Raw genomic sequence first — 23690 nt, 5'->3', positions numbered from 1 at the left:
CGACGGCGCCTAAGCCGGTGGAGGCGGAGGAGGCGCGTCCTCCGCCGGAGCCGGAGCCGGGGCCGGCGCAGGAGGCGGGACCTCCTCAGCCGGCGGTTCAGGTGCAGGAGGCGGAACTTCCTCAGCGGGTGGTTCGGGCGCCGGAGCCGGGGCTGGCTCCTCGACCGGTGCTGGGGCCTCCTCAACCGGAGCCTCTTCAACTGGGGCTTCTTCCTCCGGCTCAGGCGGCGGCGGAGGGGTTTCGCCCGGCGCGAGGCAGAACCCAGGCTTGTGCTCCGGATCAAGCGTCGATGCCAGGTTGCAGGCCCATTCCTTGCTCAGCATCCAACGGCCATCCCTGTAAATGAAGTCCACCTGATCCACGAGCATCGGATCTTCCTCCGGGCGGAGGATATTGACACCGGCTACGGCCTGCTTCGTCGTGAAGCCGGGCGTGATCGGATCAATGACATCAAAGCTGATTTCCTGCTCATTGGCACTATTGGTGACAATGTCGAAGAAATCGCCGGCAGTATCTCCGTCCTCGATGGTCAGCGCCTTTTCCTCGATAGGTAAATCGGGGTTGATAAGGCGTGCGAGGACGTCGTTAAGCTCTGCGCGCGTCGGCAGCATGATGACGGGTTCCGCCGAGCTGGATGTCTTCGATTCAGTCGTCGGCGCTGCAGTATTGCCGCCACCGCAGGCAGCGAGCCCAAGTGCGCTGACCGAGACAATCGCCGCTACTGTCACACCACGCGCTGTGCGCCAACGCATTCCGCTAACGCGCTGGTTGCAGGGGACTTTCATATGTGCACTACTCCAATAAAATCTGCATGAAGATTCGCTGGCTTCACGCCTTCCATAATCCTACACAAGGCCAAAACATCGCCTAGGTAAGATGGTGGACATGTCGACTCAGGATCATTCCCCGGCTAGCTCGGCCTCGTCTAGCACGGTCTCCCCTCGCCGAATCGTTGTCATCACCACCGGCGGCACCATCGCCTGCACCACGGACCGCAGCGGTGCGCTAACCCCGACCATCTCGGGCACGGAGCTCGTCGCAGCGGTCGCGCAGCGTTATCCAGAGGGCATGTTAGAGCTGGAGGTTCGTGAGCTCGGGATGCTGGACTCGTCGAATCTCGCGTTCACCGACGTTGACCGTGTTCTCGCCGCTATTCACGAAGTGCTTGATGACGACTCCGTGGACGGTGTCGTCGTAACTCATGGCACGGACACGATGGAGGAAACGGCCATGGCTGCCGATATTTTCCATGCTGACTCGCGTCCGGTTGTCTTTACTGGTGCACAACTTCCCTATGATCATCCGGAAACCGACGGACCGGGGAACCTCTTTGAGGCCGTGACCATTGCTTCCGATGCCTCTGCGCAGGGAATTGGCGTTCTTATTGTCTTTGGCCACGCAGTCTTGCCGGTACGAGGTGCGACGAAGTGGCACACAACCGATCCTTTGGCTTTTGCCACTAATGCACCGGAGGAGCCGGTTCGTCCAGATCCGCTGCCTCTGGCGGCTTTGGCGGGCTCGAAGGTAGAGATTATCCCCGCCTACTTGGGTGCAGATGGATCACTGCTGGATTCGGCAGTCGCCGCCGGTGCACGCGGCATTGTCGTAGAGGGCCTGGGGTCGGGCAATGTCTCCGATGAGTTTGCCGCTGCCATTGACCGGGCCATTGCGGCTGATGTGACCGTCGTGATGGCAACGCGCGTTCCGCGCGGTGATGTCCACGCCGCCTACGGCGGTGCCGGTGGCGGTGCGACGCTGGCTCGGCACGGTGTGATTAGCGCTGGTTGCGTGCATGCACCGCAGGCGCGCATCATTCTCGCCGCCGCGCTGGCTGCGAATGTGCATCCGCAGACGCTGTTCTAATTCACGCCTCGATGATGCGGATGATTTTCGCCGGGTTTCCAGCCACAACTACGCCCGCGGGAACGTCCTTAGTCACCACGGCACCCGCGGCGACCACAGAATTGTCGCCGACGTGAACACCGCCCAGGATGATGGCTCCGCCACCGATCCAGGCATTGCGTCCGATGATGATTTCATCTCCAGACTCTAGATAAGCGGCGCGGGCCTCAGCTCCCAGTGGGTGTACTGGTGGAAGCAGCTGTACGTTGGGCCCGAGCTGCGCATAGTCGCAGATTGTCACCTTCACCACGTCAAGTGCGGTGAGCCCAAAGTTGATGAAAACGTTGTCGCCGATGTGGATGTTATCGCCGTAGTCCAGGTAGATCGGCGGGCGAACGGTGCTGCTCTCTCCGAAAGACCCCAGTGCCGGTGCTAGCACTTGCTGTGCTGCCTGCTGGTCTTCGCGGAATGCGACCTCAAATTCAGCGGCCACCTGGCCAATTCGCACGTTCAGAGCCTGTGATTCCGGATGATCGGCGATATACCACTGACCGTTCAGCATGCGCTGGCGGTTATCCAGACCGTCGTCGGGAAGTGTGGTCGACGGATTCGGATCTCGATCGGTGTTGCGCAACGAGGCGCGGCGAGCTGCCTCGAGCTCTGCAATGCGGGATTCGGTAGTCATAGTGCCCCAGTTTACGGACAGCGCATAAACAGAGCGCCGCGAACGGCATCGAGGCAGTCAGCCATATCAAGCATCCGCGTCGGGGCCGAGTTCGTCTTCGCTTTCCCGTTCAGGTTGCGGCAAGTCGAGAGCTGCTGCTTCGTCGGATGCCAGCCACTCCGGCCAGTCCAAACTGCACACCGCGGAGCACGGGCGCAGCTCCGGGTCGTCTTCCTTCAGCGTAATCATGCGCCCGGGGCCACTGGTGCGGCTTTCAAAGCGGACGGTCACAATCCCGTGCCCCGAACCCTGTACCCAACCATGTCCATACTCGCTGTGGTGCACATCCGAGGTAGGTGCCCACTTGGAATCGGAAAGCCGAACGGTCGGCAACGCACCGGTTCCGGATAGCTCGACCAGGCCGGCGGGAGCGTCGGAAAGCGCAGGTGCTGGCACTCGATCTTCGACGGTGATAGCGCGGTCGAGCTCAGGAAACAGGACTTCTTGTATGTGCGAATCCAGCCCGGAGAAACCGACGCCCACCAGTCGCACTGGGCCGACCTCCGCGGGCGTGAACGCGATTCGGTGCGCCACTGCCATGAGGGTGTCGAAATCCTGTGTGGCGTAGGCGAGCGTCTCAGATCGGGTATGGATGCTCAGGTCAGACAGACGCACCTTGCAAGTGATGGTGCGAGCACCACGGCCATCTTTTTTGAGCCGTCGAAAAGCGGACTCACCCGCGCGATCGATGGCGGCGTGGAGCTGGGCCTGCGACTCCAGATCCTCAGGATAGGTGTACTCCGCCGATACAGACTTGGCGACATCTCGCTCCTTAACCGGCCGATCGTCCGTCCCCTGCGCCAGCTGCCACAGCATCACACCGGTTTTGGATGTCAGCGAAACCTCGACATCGCGCTGGGACATGGCGGCAAAATCACCGATCGTCTCCACACCCAGCGTGTGCAATTTTGCAGCGGTGACAGGGCCGATGCCCCAGAGCTTCTCTACCGGCAATGGGTGTAGAAGCTCGTGATTGCGTGCGGGGTCCAGCACGTACACGCCATCGGGTTTCGCCAGGCCTGACGCAATTTTCGCGAACTGCTTGCCCGCGCCCGCGCCTATCGACGAGGCCAAGCCGGTCTCCCGCCGGATATCTGCCCGCAGTTGCTCCGCCCAGGCAATGACCTGCTCCTTCGAGGCTCCCTGAAGCTCTTCGGGTTCCATGAAAGCCTCGTCAACGCTGAGCTGCTCGACCACGGGCACGCGCTCGCGGATTACAGAGAACACGCGGCGCGACACCGGCCCGTAGATGCCCTTGCGCGCGCTGACCGTCACTGCGGTCGGTGGCATGAGACGACGTGCGCGAGCCATCGGCATAGCCGAGTGCGCGCCGTACGCGCGGGCCTCATAGGAGGCACCGGCGACCACACCTCGACCACCCAGCCCGCCGACGAGAACTGGCCGCCCGCGCAGAGTCGGGCGAGTGAGCTGCTCGACGGACGCGAAGAACGCGTCCATGTCGATGTGCAGAACCCACCGCCCGGAAGTCGGCATAGAGATTACTCTCCCCTACTGCTTGGCAATATCCGCCGAGCAGCCGTCCGCCACATCGTAGCTCAGGGACTCTCCGCCAGCGACGACCTCGAAAGCGGTTGCGAGAACTTCCCGGGCGATGAGGTCAGCGTGGCGGTTGGCCCACTCCTCACGCTCGGCCGGCACCTGCAACTTCACCGAAATGCGGTCGGTGAGCTCAAGGCCAGCGTTCTTGCGGGCATCCTGCAGACCACGGATGCGGTCAGCGGCCCAACCGCGGGACTCCAGGTCCTCGTCGAGCTCAGTGTCGAGCACAACCAGGCCATTGACGCCGTCGACCTCAGCGGTGGAATCTGGCGAGATCGCGACCAGGTTGCGGGTGTACTCACCCTCCTGCAGCGGAATACCATCGGCGACAACCGTGCCGTCGACAACCTCGTAGTTGCCAGACTTCACAGCCTTAATGACCTTCTGGACGTCCTTACCCAGGCGCGGACCGGCCACGCGAGCGTTGACGGAGACCTCGAATCGTCCCACCGAGTCCACGTCGGAGGTGAACTCCACCTTGTCGACGTTGACCTCGGAGGAAACGATGTCGGTGTACTCACGCAGACGCTCGGCATCCGGGAATGCCAGGGTCAGATTCTTCAGCGGCAGGCGGTTACGCAGCTGGTTGGCCTTGCGGATGCGCGATGTTGCCGAGCAGACATTGCGGACAATGTCCATGGACTCAACGAGTTCGTCATCGGTCGGCAGCTTGTCGACGTCCGGCCAATCCTCCAAGTGCACCGAGCGGCCGCCAGTGAGCGAGCGCCAGATGACCTCGGTGGCCATCGGCAGCAGCGGAGCAGCCACGCGGGTGAGAACCTCCAGCACCGTGTACAAGGTATTGAAGGCCTCTGGGTGCTTGACATCGCCGGCCCAGAAGCGGTCGCGGGAGCGGCGCACGTACCAGTTGGTCAGTGCGTCACAGAACTGACGGACCTCATCGGTGGCAGAAGCAATGTCAGTGTTGTCCAGGCACTCAGTAACAGCACGGACGGTTGCTGCAAGCTTGGCCAGGATGTACTTGTCCAGGATGATGTCGGAGTCTACCGACCACTCGGCCGGTTTGGAAGCGTAGAGCTGCAGGAACGAGTATGCGTTCCACATCGGGAGCAGCGCCTGGCGCACGCCCTCGCGAATGCCCTGCTCGGTGACAATCAGGTTGCCGCCGCGCAGAATCGGGCTGGACATGAGGAACCAGCGCATAGCGTCGGAGCCGTCGCGGTCGAAGACCTCGTTGACGTCCGGGTAGTTGCGCTTGGACTTACTCATCTTGTTGCCGTCATCGCCCAACACGATGCCGTGGGCGACGACCTTCTTGAACGCCGGGCGGTCGAACAGTGCAACCGACAGGACGTGAAGCAGGTAGAACCAGCCGCGGGACTGGCCGATGTATTCCACAATGAAGTCGGCCGGTGCGTGGGACTCGAACCACTCCTTGTTCTCGAACGGGTAGTGGAACTGCGCAAACGGCATGGAACCGGAGTCGAACCAGACATCCAAGACATCCGGGACGCGGCGCATCATGGACTTACCGGTCGGGTCGTCCGGGTTCGGGCGAACCAGCTCGTCAATCTCCGGGCGGTGCAGTGTGGTCGGGCGAACGCCGAAGTCCGCCTCCAGCTCATCGAGGGAACCGTAGACGTCGACACGCGGGTACTCGTCGTTGTCGGAAACCCACACCGGAATAGGCGATCCCCAGTAGCGGGTACGGGAGATGTTCCAGTCACGTGCGCCCTCGAGCCACTTGCCGAACTGACCGTCGCGGACGTGCTCCGGCATCCACTCAATCTCGTTGTGGTTGAGCTCCACCATGCGCTCGCGGATCTTGGTAACGGACACAAACCAGCTCGGCAGTGCCATGTAGATCAGCGGCTCGCCCGAACGCCAGGAGTGCGGGTAGGAGTGCTCGATGGTGCGGTGCTGGACGACGCGGCCAGCGGCCTTCAGGTCACGGATGATGTCCTTGTTGGCGTCAAAGACCAACTTGCCCTGGTACTCCGGCACCTGCGAAGTGAACTTACCGTCCATGTCCACCGGAATGATGACATCAATGCCGTATTCATTACAGGTGTTCATATCGTCTTCACCGAAGGCCGGCGCCTGGTGGACCACACCAGTACCGTCCTCGGTGGTGACATAGTCGGCCACCATGATCTGGAAAGCGTTCGGGTGATCTGCGAAGTAGTCGAAGATCGGCTGGTAGGTCAGACCTTCCAGGTCAGCACCAGCGAAGGTAGCCACGACCTCGTGTTCCTTGCCCAATTCCTTGGCGTAGGCACCAATCAGTGCTTCTGCCAGCAGGAAGTTCTTACCTGCAAACTCCGGCACGGAGGAATCCTCGCCGACCTTAACTACGGCGTAGGTGACCTTCGGGTTCACGGCCAGACCAAGGTTGGACGGCAGCGTCCACGGCGTGGTGGTCCATGCGATAGCCGCAGTGTCAGCGAGCACCGGGTTATCCGCCAGCGTCTTCTCCGCTGCCGAGCCTGCCTTGGCGCCGGTGAACGGGAAGGTCACGGTCAGCGTCGGGTCCTGCCGCATCTTGTAGGAGTCATCCAGGCGGGTCTCCTGGTTGGACAGCGGGGTGTGCTCTGCCCAGGAGTACGGCAGCACGCGGAATCCCTGGTAGACCAGGCCCTTGTTGTAGAGCTCCTTGAAGGCCCAGATCACGGACTCCATGTAACTCATGTCCATGGTCTTGTATCCGCCGTCGAAATCAACCCAACGCGCTTGACGAGTGACATATTCCTTCCACTCGCCCGCGTACCGCAGCACCGACTCAGCGCAGTACTTGTTGAAGTTAGCCAGACCCATTTCCTCGATCTGGCCCTTGTCCTTAATACCGAGCTGCTTCTCTGCCTCCAGCTCAGCCGGCAGACCATGGCAGTCCCAGCCAAAGACGCGACCAACCTGGTAGCCACGCATGGTCTTGTAACGCGGAACAATGTCCTTGACGTAACCGGTCAGCAGGTGACCGTAGTGCGGTAGACCGTTGGCGAACGGCGGGCCATCATAAAAGACGTATTCGTCAGCACCATTACGCTGATCGATAGAGGCCTGGAAAGTGCTGTCCTTGCCCCAGTACTCCAGAACCTTTTCCTCCAGTTCCGGAAACTTCGGGCTGGAGGTGTACTTACCAAAGTCAGCAGTGCGCGGATACGCGCCACCTGCCGGAGTGGCCTCAGCAGAGGCATTTACATCGTTCGAATTAGACACCGTTTCTACGTCACTTCCGTGGTCGAACATCATTAATACTCACCACGGGGACGCATGCCTAGCCCCTTCAGCGTTGTTACTGGTGACGCTGAAAAGGAGTCTCGCGCGGTACCACCCCGCTTGGCATCACGCTTTACGACGGTTCTTGCGAACAAGAACCATGCGGCTTCACGCGATAGCCCGCTTATTTAATAAGGCTTTGTAACGGTGCCAAACCGTTCGGTTCTACTGGGCCCATTTTCTACTGGACTGTTCTTCCGAAACGCTCCCCGGTGATGGCCGGCTCATTGCGCGTATGGGTGTCAGTATAGCAGTGTCTCAGGCAACTACTACAACCCTGACCGGAACAAAGAATGCGATTGGTTCACAGGGAAAGATAGCAAAAACCACCGCGCTCTGCCTCCCCTCCCTGGGGAGCCGAGCGTGGTGGTTTTCTACGTGTTGGCTACGTAATTAGTTGTTGTAGCCGTCGGCCGGGGCAGCCGACTCGCGAGAGTTCAGGTCGTCGAGCTGGGACTCCAGGAAGGTCTTCAGGCGAGTGCGGTACTCGCGCTCGAAGATGTGCAGCTCCTCGATGCGCCCCTCCAGAGCGGTCTGCTGCTCCTTGACGGTGGTCATGATCTCGTGGTGCTTGCGCTCTGCATCGTCCTGCAGCGCGGTTGCCTTCTGCTGCGCTGCGGTGATGGTGGCGTTAGAGCGAGCGTCTGCGTCGCTGATCATCTGCTCGCTGCGCTGGCGAGCGTCAGTGAGGGTCGACTCAGACTCGTTACGGGCATCAGCCAACAGCTGCTCACTGCGCTTCTTGGCATCAGCCAAAGTTGCTTCTGCCTCATTGCGAGCGTTGGTGATAGTGCGCTCGGCCTCTTCATTGGCCTCTGCCACGGTGCGGTCAGCGTTTTCACGAGCCTCGGTGACAAGCTTGTTGGCCTCAGCGTCGGCGTCAGTGGTGACGCGATCAGCGGTGTCCTGAGCAGCCTGCAGGATACGAGCAGCGCGGAGGCTAACTTCCTGCGACTCGGTGCCGGTGCTTGCTGCAACTGCCTGCGGCTGCTCCGCAGCTGCGGAGGAAGCCTGCTGTGCAGAAGCCTCTGCCTCAGAAGCACGCTTCTCAAGAGCATCCAGACGATCCTGGTAGTGAGCCTCAATCTCCTGCTGCTGAGCGCTCAGGCGCTCGTTGTACTCAGCGCGCAGCTCCTGCTCAATTTCCTTGCGCAGCTTGTCCTCATCGACAGCCGGCGCCGCAGCGGCAGCACCGGAAGCAGCGTAGTCTGCGCCGCCACCCTGCTCTAGCTGACCCTCAAGGTCCTCAACCCGCTGGCGCAGCTCAGCGTTTTCATCCTGGAGCTCACCCAGTGCGTCCTCCACGAGGTCGAGGAACTGATCGACCTCGTCCTCGTTGTAACCACGCTTGCCAATCGGAGGCTTGCTGAAAGCCACATTATGCACATCAGCCGGAGTCAACGGCATGGTGAGTTCCCCTAACACTTTGAGCGGACAGTTCTTAAGAAATCTTAAGAGAATTATTTCCAGTAGTACTGTTTACCCGGCCAATCCTACCTGCTCTAGTCACAGTCCTCACCCCATTTATTTTGGGCAGGACTCTATCCCCCACGTTCTAACCAATGGCAAAGTTCTAGTAAAACGTTAAACCTCGCCCTTACCCTGCACCTTTAGCCACAGAACTTTACCCCCGACACAATAAAAACCCATTGGGGATTACAATCCCCAACGGGTTCCTATTGTTGCCCCCGATTAACACCCCCGGCGGCAATTCAATGCCCGAGAACATCGCATTCGGGACAGTCAAAACAACACAGCTCCACCGAAATCCACATTGTGGATCCCAAGCAAACAGTTAGCGATATTTACGCCACCGCGCCGAGAGCTACCTGCAGCACCATTCGCAGAATCATAAGGATGAAGAACAAAACAAGCACAGACATGTCCACCATCACGTTGCCCATCGGCATAGGCGGGATGAGTCGGCGCAACAGCTTCACCGGCGGGTCGGTAATGACAAAAACAACTTCGCCAATCGACGAAAACACCCTGCCTGGTCGCCAAGAGCGAGAAAATGACTGAATCATTTCAATCACAATGCGAGCCAACAGCAGATAGGTGAAAAGCTTCAGCAGGATTAGCAGAACTAGCAGTAGTGAAGACACGAATAAACAGTCTAGCTAATTAATCGAAATACGAAACACTAACAGGCCATGCGAGCCGGCTGACTAGCCAGACATCCGGTCGAACTGGCCCTCGTTGACATCGCAGCCATGCGGGTACAGGGTGAACACGGAGCCGTCAGCCTTGATTCGACCGCGCAGACCGAAAACCAGTCCAGCAACGAAGTCGACATAGCGCTTAGCCTCAGATGGGTCAAGCTCACTCAGATCGAAGGTGACAATGTCACCGTCGCGGAAGTGCGAACCGATGTCCGGAGCCTTGGAGTACTTGTCCTGGAAACCACTTTCCGGCTTGATGAAGACCTGCTCCGGTTCCTTGGTCTCAGCAACGGAGTGCAGGTTGCCGTAGCGGTAGTCCTCCTCGCGGGAGTTCACACTTGCAGTCTCACGTGGAGCCTCTTCGCGCAGCTCGTAGCGGTGGCGCTCCGCACGACGCGAGTCGGCATAGGAGTCATCAAAACGCTCCTCGTCACGGCGGTCAAACTCGTCGTAGTGCTCGTCGTAAGCCGCGTCATCAGTCGGGGTAAGACCGAAGAAATTTGAAACCCCACGGAAGAAATCAGCCATCTTCTGCTACGTCCTTCTTAGTGTGCGAATTTAAGTCTGTGCTACCCACAACCTACCGGCTGGGTCAGCAATATCGCATAGACACGCGCAAATTTGGCGCGCCAAAATTACAACTTTGAAACTTAGCCCTGCTCGGGCAGGATTACGATGCCCGCCTGACGGCCAGTCTTCCCCTCCCGCCGGTAGGAAAAGTACTGCTCATTTTCAATAGTGCAGCTGGGCTCGACATTGACATGCCGTACACCGAGGTCATAGAGCTGACGCATCAGGCCGGCGCGCACGTCGACACCGGCAGTCCCCTGCTTCGTTCGCGTCTTCGCTCCGGGTAAATGCTTATCGACGTCATCGGCCATCGACTCAGGCACCTCGTAATTGTGGCCAGAAGCTGCCGCACCGAGAAGCGCATGGATATTCTCGGGCGTGGCACCGAGCTCAATCATCTTCTCGACAGATTTACGAACGATTCCGTTGCGGGCGCCGGTCCGCCCTGCGTGTACCGCAGCGGCGACACCCGCATGATCGTCGGAAAGCAAGACGGGAACGCAATCGGCAACGAGTACTACCAGCGCGAGACCCGGCGTGGTCGTGACGATGGCGTCGGTAGCCGGGACAGGCTCAGTTTGTGGTTCGTTGACGACGGTGACCGTGTTGGTGTGAAGCTGCTCCATATAGACGAAGCGGGCACGGTCGATTCCCAGAGAATCGGCCAAGCGCTGGCGGTTGCGTTCGACTGCGGACGGGTCATCGCCGACATGATCTCCAAGATTGAAGGAATCATATGGTGGCAGCGAAAACCCGCCGCGCCGATTCGTCAGAATTTTTCGGCTGCGGCGGGATTCAGTCATGATTTCTTAGAAGCCCCACTCCGGCAGGTCGCTGGAAGCCTGGTAACCGCCACGACGGTCGTCGCGGTCATCGCGATCCTCGTAACGGTGAGCACCACGGTAGTTGCGGTTTTCCTGCGTACGCGGTGTCGGGTTGTCGGTGAACAGACCACCGCTGTTCGGGTTGGTGCGCGGGACAAAGCGGTCGCGATCCTCACGCTCGCGCGGCTGTGCGACCGGGCGCTCTTCCTCCGCACGCGGGGCCGGAGCGCCGAGGTTGTCACCGCCCGGCAGTGCGCTGCCCTGTCGCGGTGCCTGCTCAGCGGCCGGACGCGCCTCGGCATCCTGTGCAGCCGGACGTGCAGCGGCACCTGCGGCTGGCTTGTCCAGCGGGTTGCCGTTACCCTGCTCAAAACCGGTAGCAATCACAGTGACGCGAACTTCGTCACCGAGGTTGTCGTCGATGATGGTACCGAAGATGATGTTGGCATCCGGATCAGCCTTTTCTTCCACGATGGACGCGGCGGCGTTGACCTCCATCAAGCCGAGGTCGGAGCCACCGGCGACGGAAATAAGCACACCCTGTGCACCATCCATGGTGGACTCCAGCAGCGGGGAGTTAATGGCCTGAGTAGCGGCGTTCATCACACGGTCGTCGCCGCGCGCGGAGCCAACGCCCATCAGAGCCGAGCCAGCCTCAGCCATTACCGAGCGGACGTCGGCGAAGTCGACGTTAATCATGCCCGGAATGGTAATCAGGTCAGTAATACCCTGGACACCGTTGTAAAGAATCTCGTCGGCGAAGCGGAACGCGTCCATCATGGACAGATCCTGCTCACCAATCTGCAGCAGACGCTGGTTCGGAATGGTGATAAGGGTGTCACAGACCTCCTTGAGGGTTTCAATGCCCTCGGCGGCCTGGCGTGCACGGCGCTTGCCCTCGAAGTCGAACGGCTTGGTTACCACGCCGACGGTCAGGGCACCGGACTTCTTGGCGATGCTCGCGACAACCGGAGCTGCACCGGTACCGGTTCCACCTCCCTCACCTGCGGTAACGAAGACCATGTCGGCGCCCTTGAGGGTCTCTTCAATCTCGTCCTTGTGGTCTTCCGCGGAAGTGCGGCCAACCTCGGGGTTAGCGCCAGCTCCCAGACCACGAGTTGCCTCACGCCCAATGTCGAGCTTGACATCAGCGTCGGAGAACATCAGGGCCTGCGAGTCGGTGTTGACTGCGATAAATTCGACACCCTTCAGCCCCTCCTCGATCATGCGGTTGACAGCATTGACGCCACCGCCGCCGACACCGACGACTTTGATAACGGCGAGGTAGTTATTCGGGGAGGTCATTGCGCGTTTCTCGCCCTTTCCTATAGGTCCTAAATAATTTCATCTAGCCACGTTGCACATGGGCCGCACGACAGCATTGGCACCGCCGGGCAGTACAGCTCTCCATGACACCGCACGGAAGAAGTGCATCATGGCCGAAAAGCTGTTGACCCCATTGTGGTCGAAAACTGCAAATAATTCAGCGACCTTTTAGCGCGTGTCGCTACCTTAAACCTGCACTTGAGGGATAGTGTTTAGCCACAGAAATCACTCCAGACACCACCATTCTCTACTCTCCCTTAGCAGCGGGTAGTCGGGGGTTGGAGACATTCCAAATCTTCTCGCCACGGTTCAGCACAATCTCCGTCGCGCGTGCCTTTTCTGCCGCATTATCCGAGGACCCGAAGTACACCTCGTATCCATCGGTCAGAAATAGCTTGATCTCTGCCTCGGAAGGAGCGCTAATCCGCTCCACACGGTGTGCAACGGGCTCTGGCAACGCCTTGACGACGTTCAAAACCGCCTTGATAACGCGCGGTTCGGGGTCAACTTTGCCGTCTGTTGGCTCATCCACACGAGGTGCATCAACAACCTCGATGACACCCGCCGGCGGGGCTGCCGTGACGAACTCCTGACCATTTGCGGAAAACAGATGCTCTCCGTCAGTGGCACGGACAAACACCACCGGGGTGAATTCCCGTACCGAAATAGTCACGCCCTGCGGCCACGAACGACTGACAGTCACGCTATCGACCCACGGCTGCCCCGCCACGGAGCGCGCTGAGGCATCCGTGTCCAAGCGAATGAGCTTTTGATTCTCGGAGATACCACTGGCCTCGACAATCGCGTCTTTATCCCCGTGGACGACGCCTTCAACATCGATGTTTTTCACAACCAGCCACGGCGAAAACCACACCACCGCTGCAACGATGGCGATAATCGCGACCAGGCCACCGCCGATGAGCCAGCCGCGTCGCGGGGCGCGCGCTGAACGCCGACGCCGCGACGCTGTTGTGCCCCGGTCTGCACCGTCGGTCTGCTGAGATTGCTTTCGGCTGGTTTTCACAGTGCTACGACTCCACCTGTTCGTCGTTGTCTCCGCTGAGCTCGCGCACGATTTCGTCGGCAAGCATCGTCACAGAGCCAGCGCCGATGGTCAGAATGACATCGTGCGGTTCGGCGATTTCGCGAACGCGAGCCGGGACGCTGGTGAAATGCGGCTCATACGTCACAGGGATGGTCATTTTGTTGGCAATGAGCGCGCCGTCGACGCCCGGCAGTGGCTCCTCGCGGGCGCCGAAGACATCGAGCAATACGGCCTTGTCCGCCAGAGACAGGGCGGCAGCGAACTCGTCGGCAAAGTTGCGAGTACGCGAGTACAAGTGAGGCTGGAACACAGCGATGACCTTGCCACGACCGGCCTCGGTGACCAACTCCCGAGCTGCGCCCAGAACTGCGGAGACCTCGGTCGGGTGATGCGCGTAGTCGTCGTAGATACGAGCGCCAACAAATGGCCCCTCGCCGATACTGCCGTGGTAGTCAAAGCGGCGACGGACACCGGTGAATTCACCGAGACCGCGCGCCATACGCCCCAAATCTGCCCCGACGCAGTCGCCACCGACCATTGCAGCCAGCGCGTTGAGCGCCATGTGACGGCCGGGCTGATGCAGTTCAAACCTCACCGATGTCGAGCCAACAGTGGCCTCCACGCGGGCGCCACCACCGACGGGAGTCCAGCCGTGCAAAACGGCACCGACCGGCAGCGTCGGGTGTTTAGCCAAGGCTTCTTCCCCACCATAAGCCAGCACGTTAATGCCGCGCTCCACCGCGCGCTCGCCCAATGCGGCCGCATGCGGATCCTCAGCACAGATGACCAGATGACCGCCATCCTTAATGCGCTCTGCAAAAGCGTCAAAGACGGCGTAGTAGGTCTCGTCGTCACCGAAAAAGTCAAGGTGATCGGGCTCGATGTTGGTAATTACGGCCACTTCCGGCTGGTAGGTCAACAGCGAGGCATCCGACTCATCGGCCTCAGCAACAAAAACGTCACCACTGCCCTGGTGAGCATTGACGCCGGCCTTGCTCATCAGACCGCCAACGGCAAAAGACGGATCCAAACCAGCTGCCTGCAAAGCGGCGACGGTCATCGATGTAGTCGAGGTTTTGCCGTGAGTACCGGCGATCAGGAGAGCCTTGGAATCCTGCATCAACAGCGCTAACACATCGGAGCGCTTGAGCACCGGAATGTCCAGCTCATGTGCACCGGCCAGCTCCGGATTCGTCTTCGGGATAGCAGCGAAGGAAATGACCACTGCGTCCGGCAGCTCTCCCTCGCCAGCAAGCTCAAGATTCGTACGGTCATGGCCAATGGCGATGGTGGCTCCCATCGCACGCAGTCCCACCACCGCGCGGGACTCCTTGACATCGGAACCGGTAACACGAATGCCACGAGCCAACAGGATGCGAGCGATACCGGACATACCGGCACCGCCAATGCCAATCATGTGGACACTTGCGGGCAGCTCTCCCGTTACCGGCTGAAAGTCATCGAAATTAACGTTCATGTTTATGCTCGCTTTACTTCTTAGGGTTCACAGCCGCAGAAAGCACCCGACGGGCAATGTTCTCCGCAGCGTTACCATGTCCAATGTTGGCCAGGGCGCGGCGCCCGTCGGCAAGCTTTTCTGGGGACGTGACCAGCGGAATCACGATATCCGAAACTGATGCCGCAGTCAGCGACTCGTCGGCGATGAGAATACCGCCACCAGCATCGATGACATCGGTGGCGTTGAGCGCCTGTTCCCCATTTCCGTGTGGCAGCGGTACATACACCGCAGGCAAGCCGACAGCTGAGACTTCAGCCACCGTCATCGCACCGGAACGGCACAAAATCAGGTCAGCGGCGGAGTACGCCAAATCCATCCGGTCGATGTACGGCACAGCGACATAGGGGGCGTCCTCGCGGATGGACTCGACCTCGACGTGATTCTTCTTGCCGTAGGCATGCAGTACAGATACACCGGCGTTGGCGAGCTCTGCGGCTGCACCGGTAACAGCTTCGTTGATGGAACGTGCCCCCTGCGAACCACCGGTGACAAAGAGCACCGGTCCCTCCTGCGGTAAACCGAAGAACTCGCGGGCTTCGGCACGCTTGGCGTCGCGGTCCAACGCCGCGAGACTGGCACGCACGGGATTGCCAACGACCTCGGCCTTCAGACCAGAGCCAGTCACGGCGGCCAAGCCGACGCCCCCGAGTGCGACACCGAGCTTATTGGCCAGGCCCGCACGGGCGTTGGCCTCGTGAACCAGGAACGGAATCTTCTTCCCCGCACGGCACGCCATGTAGGCCGGTGCCGATACGTAGCCACCAAAGCCGATGACCGCATCAGCGTCAATGCGCTTGAAAACCTTGCGGGTCTCACGCACCGCACGAGCGACGTTGAGAGGCAGCTTGAACAAATCCGCAGTCGGCTTGCGCGGCACCGGCACTGGCGGAATCAGCTCCAGGTCATAGCCTCGCGCCGGTACGAGGGTCGACTCCAACCCCCGATTCGTACCGAGTGCAATGACGCGGGCATCCGGCTGCAGTTTCAAAATCGCATCCGCTACTGCCAGTGCAGGTTCGATATGGCCAGCCGTACCACCGCCGGCCACCACAATGGTCGGAGCAGAGCCATCTTCCTTGAGAAACTGCTCAGACTCCGAAGCGCCTTTCGCCCCAGCGGCTGCGCCCAGATTCTTGTCTGCCATGGTGTTATCGATTCCTCCTCCGCGGTGCTGAACCGCCGTTCCTATTGTTTCGGCCCGGGCGCTGGCGCGAACGCGACTGTCCGCCACGGCCTTCGCCCCGAATCCTACTGCCCCGGCCTGAGCTTGACGACGACCAGGAGCCCTGTGACCGTCCAGCCCGCGGCGACCTCGCTGTAAATCCCCGCGTCCGTCCGTTGTCACTGCGAGGGGAATAATCCACTTCGCGGCCACGAACGCTGCCCGAGTTTCCGGAGCTGCCGGAGGTTCGGGAGCCACGCTGCGGGGCGGCACCTCGACCACTGCGGCTGCCTCCACTACGGCCGGGCCGATTGGGTCGGTCAGCTCGGCCACTGTAGGTTTCCCGCACCTGCGCCCCCTCGCCGCGTGGAGTACGCGCTCCACTGGTCACCACGGGAGGACCGAAGCGTTGCGGATCGCGATGGGCACGCACCTTCGGCGCGTGGCGACGCGATTCGTCATACGGGATTGGCTCCGGTATACCCAGGAACCTGTCCAGCCCCGGACGTCCCGAAGTCTGCATTGCAGAGACTGCTTCCGATTCGTGGCGGGCACATGTGGCCAGCAGCCCCATCGAGAACAACGTCACCATCGCCGATGTACCACCGGCGGAAATCAGCGGCAGCTGCAGACCAGTCACTGGCAACGCACCGACGACGTAGCCGATGTTGATAAAAGCCTGCACCACGGTTGCAGCAGTAATCGTGCCCGCGAGCAAACGGAGAAACGGATCGTTCTGGCGACCGGCGATACGAAGTCCCACCCAGCCGAGCGCTGCGTAGAGCAAAATAACCATCAGCGCGCCGAGGAAACCAGTCTCCTCACCGATAATGGCGAAAATGAAGTCATTCTTCGCCTCCGGTAGGTATCCCCACTTCGCGCTCGACTGACCAAGACCGACACCGGTGAGAGATCCGTCGGCAAGCGAAAGAAAGCCTTGGTAGGACTGATAGGCATCTCCCTGCACATCGTTGAAGCTACCGAGCAGCGAGTCCAAGTAGACCCTGATTCGCGCCGAACGGAAACCCGCGGTGACGGTAAAAATCACCAGGGCGAAAGCCGCAGCGGCAAGCAGCCCGGTGATGAATACTCGCGGCAGGCCAGCAAACCACGCCAACGCCACCACGACGAACGCCATGGAAGCAACCATGCCGAGGTCACGCTGCAGCATCACCAGTGCCAATACCACGAAGCTGACCGCACCGAACAGCCCGAACAAATCGGTATAGGACACAGCAGTGCGGACCTTTTCAGCCAGCAGCTTCGAACCCCACAGTGCCAGCGCGATCTTCGCGATTTCTGATGGCTGCATGGTGATACCACCAATACTCAGCCACGAACGCGCACCGGTTTCCTCCAGGCCGATGCCGATACCAGGGATAATCACCAAAACCAGCAGCACAAAGGACAAAATCAGCGCTGCTGTCGATAGCGAGCGAATCAATTCCACCCGCATTCGCAGCACAATCCACATGGAGATAAGACCCGCCACCACCATGACCAGCTGACGGATGAACACCGACCACACGCTGCCCGAGTCGTTACCCGCGCTGGCCATGGATGCCGACAGCACCATCACCAGTCCGATTGACGTCAGCAGCGCGACGATAATCATCAGCAGGTGGTAGTCGAACAGCGGACGCGACTTCCAGTCGTTAAAACGCTCCACCCACGCCGGCCGCTCTCGAGCACTAGAGCTAGACGACGAGGGCCGCTGTGAACTGGTAGCCTTCGTCCCCTTTTGTGCCGTCGCGGCACTAGCGCTTAAATTACGAGCCTTGCGGGAGTTATCCATCAGTTGACGTCACCTTCTGCGCCCATTGCGCGAACAAGTCGCCACGTTCAGCCATTCCGGAGTACATGTCCAAGCTGGCGGCAGCTGGTGCCAACAGCACCACATCCCCAGGGTTGGCATATTCACTAGCTGCCATACAGACCTTTGCCATGGCATCGACCTTGTCAGTGTCATCAATGACAACGACCGGCACAGCAGGTGCGATGCGGGAGAGCGCATCGCTGACTAGTTGCCTATCGACGCCCAGAACCACGGCGGCCTGCAGGCGATGAGCATGCTTCGCCACTAGCGGCGAGATTTCCGCGCCCTTGAGCTGACCACCGACGATCCAAACGACACGCTCATGACCGGACAGTGCAGCGTCGGCAGCGTGGGGGTTGGTGGCCTTGGAGTCATCAATCCACACGACATCATTTGCCTTATGGACAATCTGACCGCGGTGTGCGCGAACTTCGAAAGTCTCCAATTCCGCTGCAATTTGCTCCGGTGAGGTACCGATACTGCGCGCCATCGCAGTGGCGGCCACCGCGTCGAGAACACCTGCCCGGCCGGGAGGAGAAATTCCCGCTACCGGTGCGATGACAATGCCCGGACCAGAGTCGTCAGCTGCGGCATCGCCGCCGCCAAAAGCACGGTCGACAATCATGCCGTCGCGAACTCCGACCTGGTGTGCCTCCGGGGGACCATCGGTAAAGCCCACGACGGAGTTGCCGAGCTCGTCGTTTTTCAGCATCTTTTCCACGTGCTCGACGACATCTGCGTCATCCGCACCGTAGATTGCGACAGTACCGCGCAGCGCACGGGTCTTGTCCAGACCGTAGTTTTCGTAAGAACCGTGCCAGTCGATGTGGTCTTCCGCCAGGTTCAGCAGTACTCCCGCATCTGGGCGAATGTTTGGAGCCCAGTGCAGCTGGAAGCTGGACAGCTCTGCGGCCAACACCTCGATACGAGGCTCAGCAGTCAGTGCGTCGTACAGGGCCACACCAATGTTGCCCACAGCTGCGCCCTGCTCCCCGAGCATGGCGGCCAGCATGGAGGTGGTTGTGGTCTTGCCGTTAGTGCCGGTGACTACCAGCCAGGTCCGTTTCGGACCCCACAGCTGGGCACAGTCGCCGGCGAAAGCCAGCGCCACATCACCGAATACCGGGACACCGGCCTCAGCGGCGGCGTCGAACAGCGGACTGGTCGGACGCCACCCCGGGGAGGTCACGATCGCAACCGCGTCGGCAAGCTCGTCGCGAGCGTCTGCGGTTGTGACGTGCCGAACCGAAAAGTCGGCGGCAACCAGTGCGCCGAGCGCGGAGTCGTCCACGACGACAACTTCCGGACAGCCGATGTCCTTGAGCATCGCAATGGCACCGCGACCGGAAACTCCGGCTCCTGCCACCAGAACTCGACCAGAGCGCACCGTAGCGACTAAGTCGAGATTTCGGATATCGGTGAGGTTGGTCGGGTCTGGTGAGTTAATCATTGAAATACGCCTACCTGAGAGAGCCAGTCACTGTAGAAGATGGCTGCGCCAATCATGTTGAAAATGCCTGCGAGTAGCCAGAAGCGAACGACAACAGTTGTCTCCGCCCAACCTCCGTTTTCGAAGTGGTGATGGAGAGGAGCCATGCGGAATACGCGCTTGCCAGTCGTCTGGAAAACCGCGATCTGGATTGCCACGGAAGCAACTTCCATCACGAAGATGAAGCCAATGATAACCATCAGCAGCTCAGTCTTGGTGACAAATGACAGACCCGCTACCAAACCGCCAAGAGCCAGCGAACCGGTATCTCCCATGAAGATCTTTGCCGGCGCTGCATTCCACCACAGGAAGCCCAAACAGGCGCCCAGACCCGCGACGGAAATAACGGCGATATCCAGCGGATCGCGGACGTTGTAGCAACCGCTGCCCAGCGAAGCCTCGCAAGAGTTACGGAACTGCCAGAAGGAAATCAGCGTGTAGGTGGCCAGTAGCAGCGCGGTGGCGCCAGCGGCCAGGCCGTCAAGGCCATCAGTGAGATTGACGGCATTCGTCCATGCGGCAATGACGATGAAGACAAATACCAGGAAGACAATCATGCCGAACCACACAGGCCCCGGTGCCAGATTCAGGAACGGAATATCTCGAATCAGCGACAAGCTCGTCGAACCGGGAGTCAAGCCAGACGCATCCGGGAACTGCAGCAGCAGCACGCCGAAAATCAGTGCTGCCGCCAGCTGCCCAACCAGCTTCGCTGTCTTGTTCAGCCCCAGGTTGCGTCCTTTGTAGAGTTTGATGAAGTCATCGGCAAAACCCAATGCGCCCATCGCCAGAACAAGGAACATCACCAACAGACCGGAGGCGGACGGCCCCACGCCAGTCTGGATATACGTAACGAGGTGTGAGAGGAAATAGCCAGCGACGATTGCGGCGATGATGGCGATGCCGCCCATAGTCGGAGTTCCCCGCTTGCGCAGGTGGCTCTTCGGCCCTTCTTCACGAATCTCCTGGCCAAGACCTTCAGCAGAGAATTTGCGAATAAGCACTGGTGTTAAAAAGACACTCACCAGGAATGCAATCGCACCACTGAGAATAAGTTGAATCACTTACTTTTCCTCTCCGCTTTCACCTTCGGGCGTAGTCCCAACCTTGGCAGCCAGCGAGTCCGCGACCCGCCACATACCGTCCGCATAGGAGGCCTTGACTAACACCACATCGTCCGGACGCACCTCGGCCGCCACCAAATCCGCGGCAGTGGATGTATCCGGCACCCTAGAAGTATTTAACCCCAACTCTTCCGCTTTGTCGGCCAGGGCATGCACATTAGAACTCTCTCCGACTGCAATTAGTCGATCGATGCCGCGGCCCACAAGGTACTCGCCAAGCGACGAGTGCTCATCTTCAGCGGAATCACCAAGCTCACCCATCTGTCCCAGCACGGCCCACGATGAGGCGTCCTGGTGCGTTGGGCCAGCTGCTGTACGTGCCAGAGCGTCAATCCCCGCACGCATCGAATCAGGGTTGGCATTATAGGAGTCGTTAATTACGACGATATTGCCAGTGAGCTGCTGGACATCCATGCGCCGCTCTGACGCTGCCACATGCGCAGCCATCGCCTTTGCGACCTGCTCAGCATCAATACCGGACTCCACTGCCACCGCAATCGCCGCCAGGGCATTGGCCACTTGGTGCGCACCATAGACCTGCAGTTGGATCGGGAATGTACGCCCATCCGGTACATGCAGGTCAAAAGATGCACGAGCAAAATCATCGAGATGCACATTCGTGGCGCGGTAATCCGCGGTTGCGTGGCGTTCGGAGTTCTCATCGGCAGAGAAGAACACCACCTTCGCCTGGGTACGCGGAGCCATGCCAGTGACGTAGTCATCGTCGGCATTGAGTACGGCCACACCGCCCTGCTCCGCAGCCGGCAGCGCTTCCACGAGCTCGCCCTTAGCCTGCGCGATTGCCTCGCGCGAGCCAAACTCACCAAGGTGCGCCGTGCCAACATTGAGCACCGCACCGATCGTCGGTGGCGCGATGCGCGCCAGGTGGGCCACATGCCCAATTCCGCGTGCGCTCATCTCCGCAACCAGGTACTTCGTCTCCGGAGTGCACTGCAGCACCGTGTACGGATGCCCAATTTCGTTATTAAACGACCCCTTCGGCGCCACCGTCGGACCGTCGGTACGCAGCAGCGTCGCCATCATGTCCTTCGTCGACGTCTTTCCCGCCGAACCCGTCACACCGACGACATGCAGCTGATCCTTCTTCAGCTCGTCGACGACGTAACGCGCCAACTTACCAAGCGCTTCCAGCACCGCCGCCCCGGAACCATCCGGATCGTGTGCAAATGCGTCGGCATTGGAGTCCTGCTTACCAAGGGGCTTGACGACGACCGCAGGTTGCCCAACATCTCGTGCCGCCAGTGCCATCGGCGCTCCAGCTGCTACAGCCTGATCGATGAAGTCGTGGCCGTCGACACGCGCGCCCGGCAGGGCGAGGAAGAGCGAGCCTTCGCGAATCTTTCGGGAGTCGAATTCTGCGGGCTGAGTCACTGTGGCGTCATCATTGACGTGGGCGAGTTCACCTCCCACGATGTGAGCGATTTCCGCGGCGGTCAGGGCAATCATGATGTCTATAGTCCTTGTTGGTTAGAGTTCCAGGCGCTTAGTAAAGGATGATTTCTTGATTTTATTCGCTTACCGCGAATGGTTCGCGGTAGGCATGTCAGGTGGTGCGCTTCCTCAGCGATTTCAGCAATCTCAATCAGCGGATCCCTCCAGTCGCTGTGTGAGTGCTTCGGCCAGCTGTTCACGGTCATCGAACGGGTGAATCACGCCACCGATATCCTGGCCGGTTTCGTGTCCCTTGCCAGCCACCACGATGCTGTCACCGCTGTGGGCGAGCTCGACGACACGGCGAATTGCCTGGCCGCGATCGCCGATTTCCTCAACAACCGTGTCAGAACTGGCCTTGCCGCTGGCAACGGCTTCCTTCGCACCGGCGACCACGTCCGCACGGATTTCAGAGGGCACCTCGGAGCGTGGGTTGTCATCGGTGATGATGACGACATCGGCACCGCATGCAGCCTCAGCTCCCATAATTGGACGCTTGGCACTATCGCGGTCGCCACCGGCGCCGACGACAACCAGCACGCGACCTTCGGTCTGTGCGCGCAATGTGGCCAACACCTCAGCTACTGCGGCTGGCTTGTGGGCATAGTCCACCACAGCCAGGAAGTCCTGTCCGCGGTCGATGCGCTCCATGCGGCCTGGCACACGCACCTGCGCCAGGCCGCTCTTGGCCGCGTCATTGGCATGCCCAATCGCATCGAGCACAGCCCATGCGACTGCGGCATTGGCAACGTTGAAAGCACCCGGCAGAGGAACTTCCACCTCAACTGTGTCAGTGTTGTTTCGCGTTAGCTCCACATGCTGGACACCGTTAGTGGCGACAGTGGCTGCAGCGGCGTGCCATTCTGCAAAGACCTCGGCAGCTGGCGTCTTGTCGGTTACGCGATGCTGAGTATGGACAGTGGTGACTTGGACATCCGGGTCGCCGGCAGCGATATCTGCCATGCGGACACCCCAGTCGTCGTCGATGCACACGACAGCCTTCGGTGCATGTGTCGGACCTTCAGGATCAAAGAGCTTGGCCTTGGCTTGGAAATACTCTTCCAAGGTCTTGTGGAAGTCCAGGTGATCCTGCGAGAGGTTGAGGAAACAGCCGACGTCGAAACTGACTCCGTCTACACGTCCCAACGACAGTGCGTGGGAAGAAACCTCCATGACAACGTGCGTCACACCCTCGGAGAGCATCTGGTGGAACAGGCGCTGGAGGGCTGGAGCCTCTGGGGTAGTCAGGCTCGACGGAACGGCACGGCCATTGATGCGCGTGCCGGTAGTACCAATGATGCCTGTCGAGCATCCAGCTGCCAGCAGCGCGCCCTCCAGCATGTAGGTCGTGGTGGTCTTGCCAGAGGTGCCGGTAACCCCAATGATGGTCAGTGAATCCGAGGGATGATCGTAGATTTCTGCAGCAACGTGCCCCATGACGGCCCGGACATCGTCGACAACCAGGACTGGTCGAGTCTCCCCTGCTTCCCGCAGGATTTTCAGACCTTCCTCATCAGTCAGGATCGCTGTAGCAGCCGACTGCTGCGCGTAGCGCGCACCATGCGTGCGAGTACCTGGGACGGCAGCAAACATTCCGCCTTCAGGCACTTCGGCAGCGTTGAGTTCGATTGCGGCGATATCCGCTCCTGCCGCCGCGGATTCGGTAATGCCGTCAAGTCGGCCATGCGCGAGGTTACACAATTTCGCAAGGGTGGCGGTCATTGGCTGTTCCCTCTTTCAAGTCAGTCGTTGGTGTACAACAGGTTGGAAAAATTCAAGAGATTCACTTTGCAGAAACCAAAGTAATAAAAGTCTGTGTATTAGTGCTGTCGCGGTA

General features: G+C 60.0%; 18 protein-coding genes. 1 reads left to right on the top strand and 17 read right to left on the bottom strand.

Going from position 1 to position 23690, the window contains the following annotated elements:
* Positions 1–9 precede the first annotated feature (9 nt).
* Positions 10–786: a WKL family lipoprotein gene (locus HMPREF2878_RS02245; RefSeq protein WP_069359184.1), complete on the bottom strand. Its 777-nt coding sequence runs from the start codon at positions 784–786 to the stop codon at positions 10–12.
* Positions 787–886: 100 nt separating this feature from the next.
* Between HMPREF2878_RS02245 and HMPREF2878_RS02240 the strand changes: the two genes are divergently transcribed.
* Positions 887–1864 (top strand): asparaginase, encoded by a 978-nt coding sequence (locus tag HMPREF2878_RS02240; RefSeq protein ID WP_069359185.1) that lies wholly within the window; start codon positions 887–889, stop codon positions 1862–1864.
* A 1-nt stretch (position 1865) separates the two neighbouring features.
* Here HMPREF2878_RS02240 and HMPREF2878_RS02235 read toward each other — a convergent pair whose 3' ends face one another.
* From HMPREF2878_RS02235 to HMPREF2878_RS02160, 16 genes are all read right to left on the bottom strand, one after another.
* Positions 1866–2528, bottom strand: a complete 663-nt coding sequence (locus tag HMPREF2878_RS02235; protein ID WP_083310801.1) for a sugar O-acetyltransferase — start codon at positions 2526–2528, stop codon at positions 1866–1868.
* A gap of 66 nt (positions 2529–2594) precedes the next feature.
* The gene (locus HMPREF2878_RS02230; protein WP_049170273.1) at positions 2595–4061 is read right to left on the bottom strand and encodes a DNA polymerase IV; all 1467 of its coding nucleotides are present in this window, start codon (positions 4059–4061) and stop codon (positions 2595–2597) included.
* Between the two features lie 15 nt (positions 4062–4076).
* Entirely contained in the window at positions 4077–7337 is a 3261-nt protein-coding gene (ileS, locus tag HMPREF2878_RS02225) for an isoleucine--tRNA ligase (RefSeq protein ID WP_083310800.1), read from the bottom strand.
* Positions 7338–7757: 420 nt separating this feature from the next.
* Entirely contained in the window at positions 7758–8771 is a 1014-nt protein-coding gene (locus HMPREF2878_RS02220; RefSeq protein ID WP_049170271.1) for a DivIVA domain-containing protein, read from the bottom strand.
* Between the two features lie 398 nt (positions 8772–9169).
* Positions 9170–9469, bottom strand: coding sequence for a YggT family protein (locus HMPREF2878_RS02215; protein ID WP_048731166.1), 300 nt, complete (start codon positions 9467–9469; stop codon positions 9170–9172).
* Between the two features lie 63 nt (positions 9470–9532).
* Positions 9533–10054, bottom strand: a complete 522-nt coding sequence (gene sepF / locus HMPREF2878_RS02210) for a cell division protein SepF (protein ID WP_048731168.1) — start codon at positions 10052–10054, stop codon at positions 9533–9535.
* Between the two features lie 122 nt (positions 10055–10176).
* On the bottom strand, positions 10177–10899 hold the full coding sequence (gene pgeF, locus HMPREF2878_RS02205; protein ID WP_070652765.1) for a peptidoglycan editing factor PgeF: 723 nt from the start codon (positions 10897–10899) through the stop codon (positions 10177–10179).
* A gap of 6 nt (positions 10900–10905) precedes the next feature.
* Entirely contained in the window at positions 10906–12225 is a 1320-nt protein-coding gene (ftsZ, locus tag HMPREF2878_RS02200; RefSeq protein ID WP_070429551.1) for a cell division protein FtsZ, read from the bottom strand.
* A gap of 268 nt (positions 12226–12493) precedes the next feature.
* Complete coding sequence (locus tag HMPREF2878_RS02195; RefSeq protein WP_049192950.1) at positions 12494–13270, bottom strand: cell division protein FtsQ/DivIB; 777 nt, start codon at positions 13268–13270, stop codon at positions 12494–12496.
* A 4-nt stretch (positions 13271–13274) separates the two neighbouring features.
* Complete coding sequence (murC, locus tag HMPREF2878_RS02190; protein ID WP_069359187.1) at positions 13275–14768, bottom strand: UDP-N-acetylmuramate--L-alanine ligase; 1494 nt, start codon at positions 14766–14768, stop codon at positions 13275–13277.
* Positions 14769–14781: 13 nt separating this feature from the next.
* A complete protein-coding gene (murG, locus tag HMPREF2878_RS02185; RefSeq protein WP_070652764.1) occupies positions 14782–15954 on the bottom strand; it encodes an undecaprenyldiphospho-muramoylpentapeptide beta-N-acetylglucosaminyltransferase in 1173 nt (390 codons plus the stop codon).
* A gap of 4 nt (positions 15955–15958) precedes the next feature.
* On the bottom strand, positions 15959–17767 hold the full coding sequence (locus tag HMPREF2878_RS02180) for a peptidoglycan glycosyltransferase FtsW (RefSeq protein WP_070652763.1): 1809 nt from the start codon (positions 17765–17767) through the stop codon (positions 15959–15961).
* On the bottom strand, positions 17760–19238 hold the full coding sequence (gene murD, locus HMPREF2878_RS02175; RefSeq protein ID WP_070652762.1) for a UDP-N-acetylmuramoyl-L-alanine--D-glutamate ligase: 1479 nt from the start codon (positions 19236–19238) through the stop codon (positions 17760–17762). The genes HMPREF2878_RS02180 and murD overlap by 8 nt, the downstream gene beginning before the upstream one ends.
* Entirely contained in the window at positions 19235–20341 is a 1107-nt protein-coding gene (gene mraY, locus HMPREF2878_RS02170; RefSeq protein ID WP_016423002.1) for a phospho-N-acetylmuramoyl-pentapeptide-transferase, read from the bottom strand. Before mraY ends, murD begins: the two co-directional genes overlap by 4 nt.
* On the bottom strand, positions 20342–21868 hold the full coding sequence (murF, locus tag HMPREF2878_RS02165; protein WP_070652761.1) for a UDP-N-acetylmuramoyl-tripeptide--D-alanyl-D-alanine ligase: 1527 nt from the start codon (positions 21866–21868) through the stop codon (positions 20342–20344).
* Between the two features lie 132 nt (positions 21869–22000).
* The gene (locus HMPREF2878_RS02160) at positions 22001–23575 is read right to left on the bottom strand and encodes a UDP-N-acetylmuramoyl-L-alanyl-D-glutamate--2,6-diaminopimelate ligase (protein WP_070652760.1); all 1575 of its coding nucleotides are present in this window, start codon (positions 23573–23575) and stop codon (positions 22001–22003) included.
* Between the last annotated feature and the right edge of the window lie 115 nt (positions 23576–23690).

It is taken from the genome of Corynebacterium sp. HMSC065H09, assembly GCF_001812845.1.
GTDB lineage: Bacteria > Actinomycetota > Actinomycetes > Mycobacteriales > Mycobacteriaceae > Corynebacterium > Corynebacterium jeikeium_D.
The sequence above is the reverse complement of the archived record's forward strand: the minus strand, read 5'-3'. Positions and strand labels throughout refer to the sequence as shown.

What these genes read in the sequence shown, in the direction of transcription:
- pgeF (WP_070652765.1), bottom strand. Translation starts at nt 10,899, where the DNA reads ATGACTGAATCCCGCCGCAGCCGAAAAATTCTGACGAATCGGCGCGGC.
- HMPREF2878_RS02240 (WP_069359185.1), top strand. Translation starts at nt 887, where the DNA reads ATGTCGACTCAGGATCATTCCCCGGCTAGCTCGGCCTCGTCTAGCACG.
- HMPREF2878_RS02160 (WP_070652760.1), bottom strand. Translation starts at nt 23,575, where the DNA reads ATGACCGCCACCCTTGCGAAATTGTGTAACCTCGCGCATGGCCGACTT.
- murF (WP_070652761.1), bottom strand. Translation starts at nt 21,868, where the DNA reads ATGATTGCCCTGACCGCCGCGGAAATCGCTCACATCGTGGGAGGTGAA.
- HMPREF2878_RS02230 (WP_049170273.1), bottom strand. Translation starts at nt 4,061, where the DNA reads ATGCCGACTTCCGGGCGGTGGGTTCTGCACATCGACATGGACGCGTTC.
- HMPREF2878_RS02245 (WP_069359184.1), bottom strand. Translation starts at nt 786, where the DNA reads ATGAAAGTCCCCTGCAACCAGCGCGTTAGCGGAATGCGTTGGCGCACA.
- ftsZ (WP_070429551.1), bottom strand. Translation starts at nt 12,225, where the DNA reads ATGACCTCCCCGAATAACTACCTCGCCGTTATCAAAGTCGTCGGTGTC.
- HMPREF2878_RS02180 (WP_070652763.1), bottom strand. Translation starts at nt 17,767, where the DNA reads ATGGATAACTCCCGCAAGGCTCGTAATTTAAGCGCTAGTGCCGCGACG.
- ileS (WP_083310800.1), bottom strand. Translation starts at nt 7,337, where the DNA reads ATGATGTTCGACCACGGAAGTGACGTAGAAACGGTGTCTAATTCGAAC.
- HMPREF2878_RS02235 (WP_083310801.1), bottom strand. Translation starts at nt 2,528, where the DNA reads ATGACTACCGAATCCCGCATTGCAGAGCTCGAGGCAGCTCGCCGCGCC.
- HMPREF2878_RS02220 (WP_049170271.1), bottom strand. Translation starts at nt 8,771, where the DNA reads ATGCCGTTGACTCCGGCTGATGTGCATAATGTGGCTTTCAGCAAGCCT.
- sepF (WP_048731168.1), bottom strand. Translation starts at nt 10,054, where the DNA reads ATGGCTGATTTCTTCCGTGGGGTTTCAAATTTCTTCGGTCTTACCCCG.
- murC (WP_069359187.1), bottom strand. Translation starts at nt 14,768, where the DNA reads ATGAACGTTAATTTCGATGACTTTCAGCCGGTAACGGGAGAGCTGCCC.
- murD (WP_070652762.1), bottom strand. Translation starts at nt 19,238, where the DNA reads ATGATTAACTCACCAGACCCGACCAACCTCACCGATATCCGAAATCTC.
- murG (WP_070652764.1), bottom strand. Translation starts at nt 15,954, where the DNA reads ATGGCAGACAAGAATCTGGGCGCAGCCGCTGGGGCGAAAGGCGCTTCG.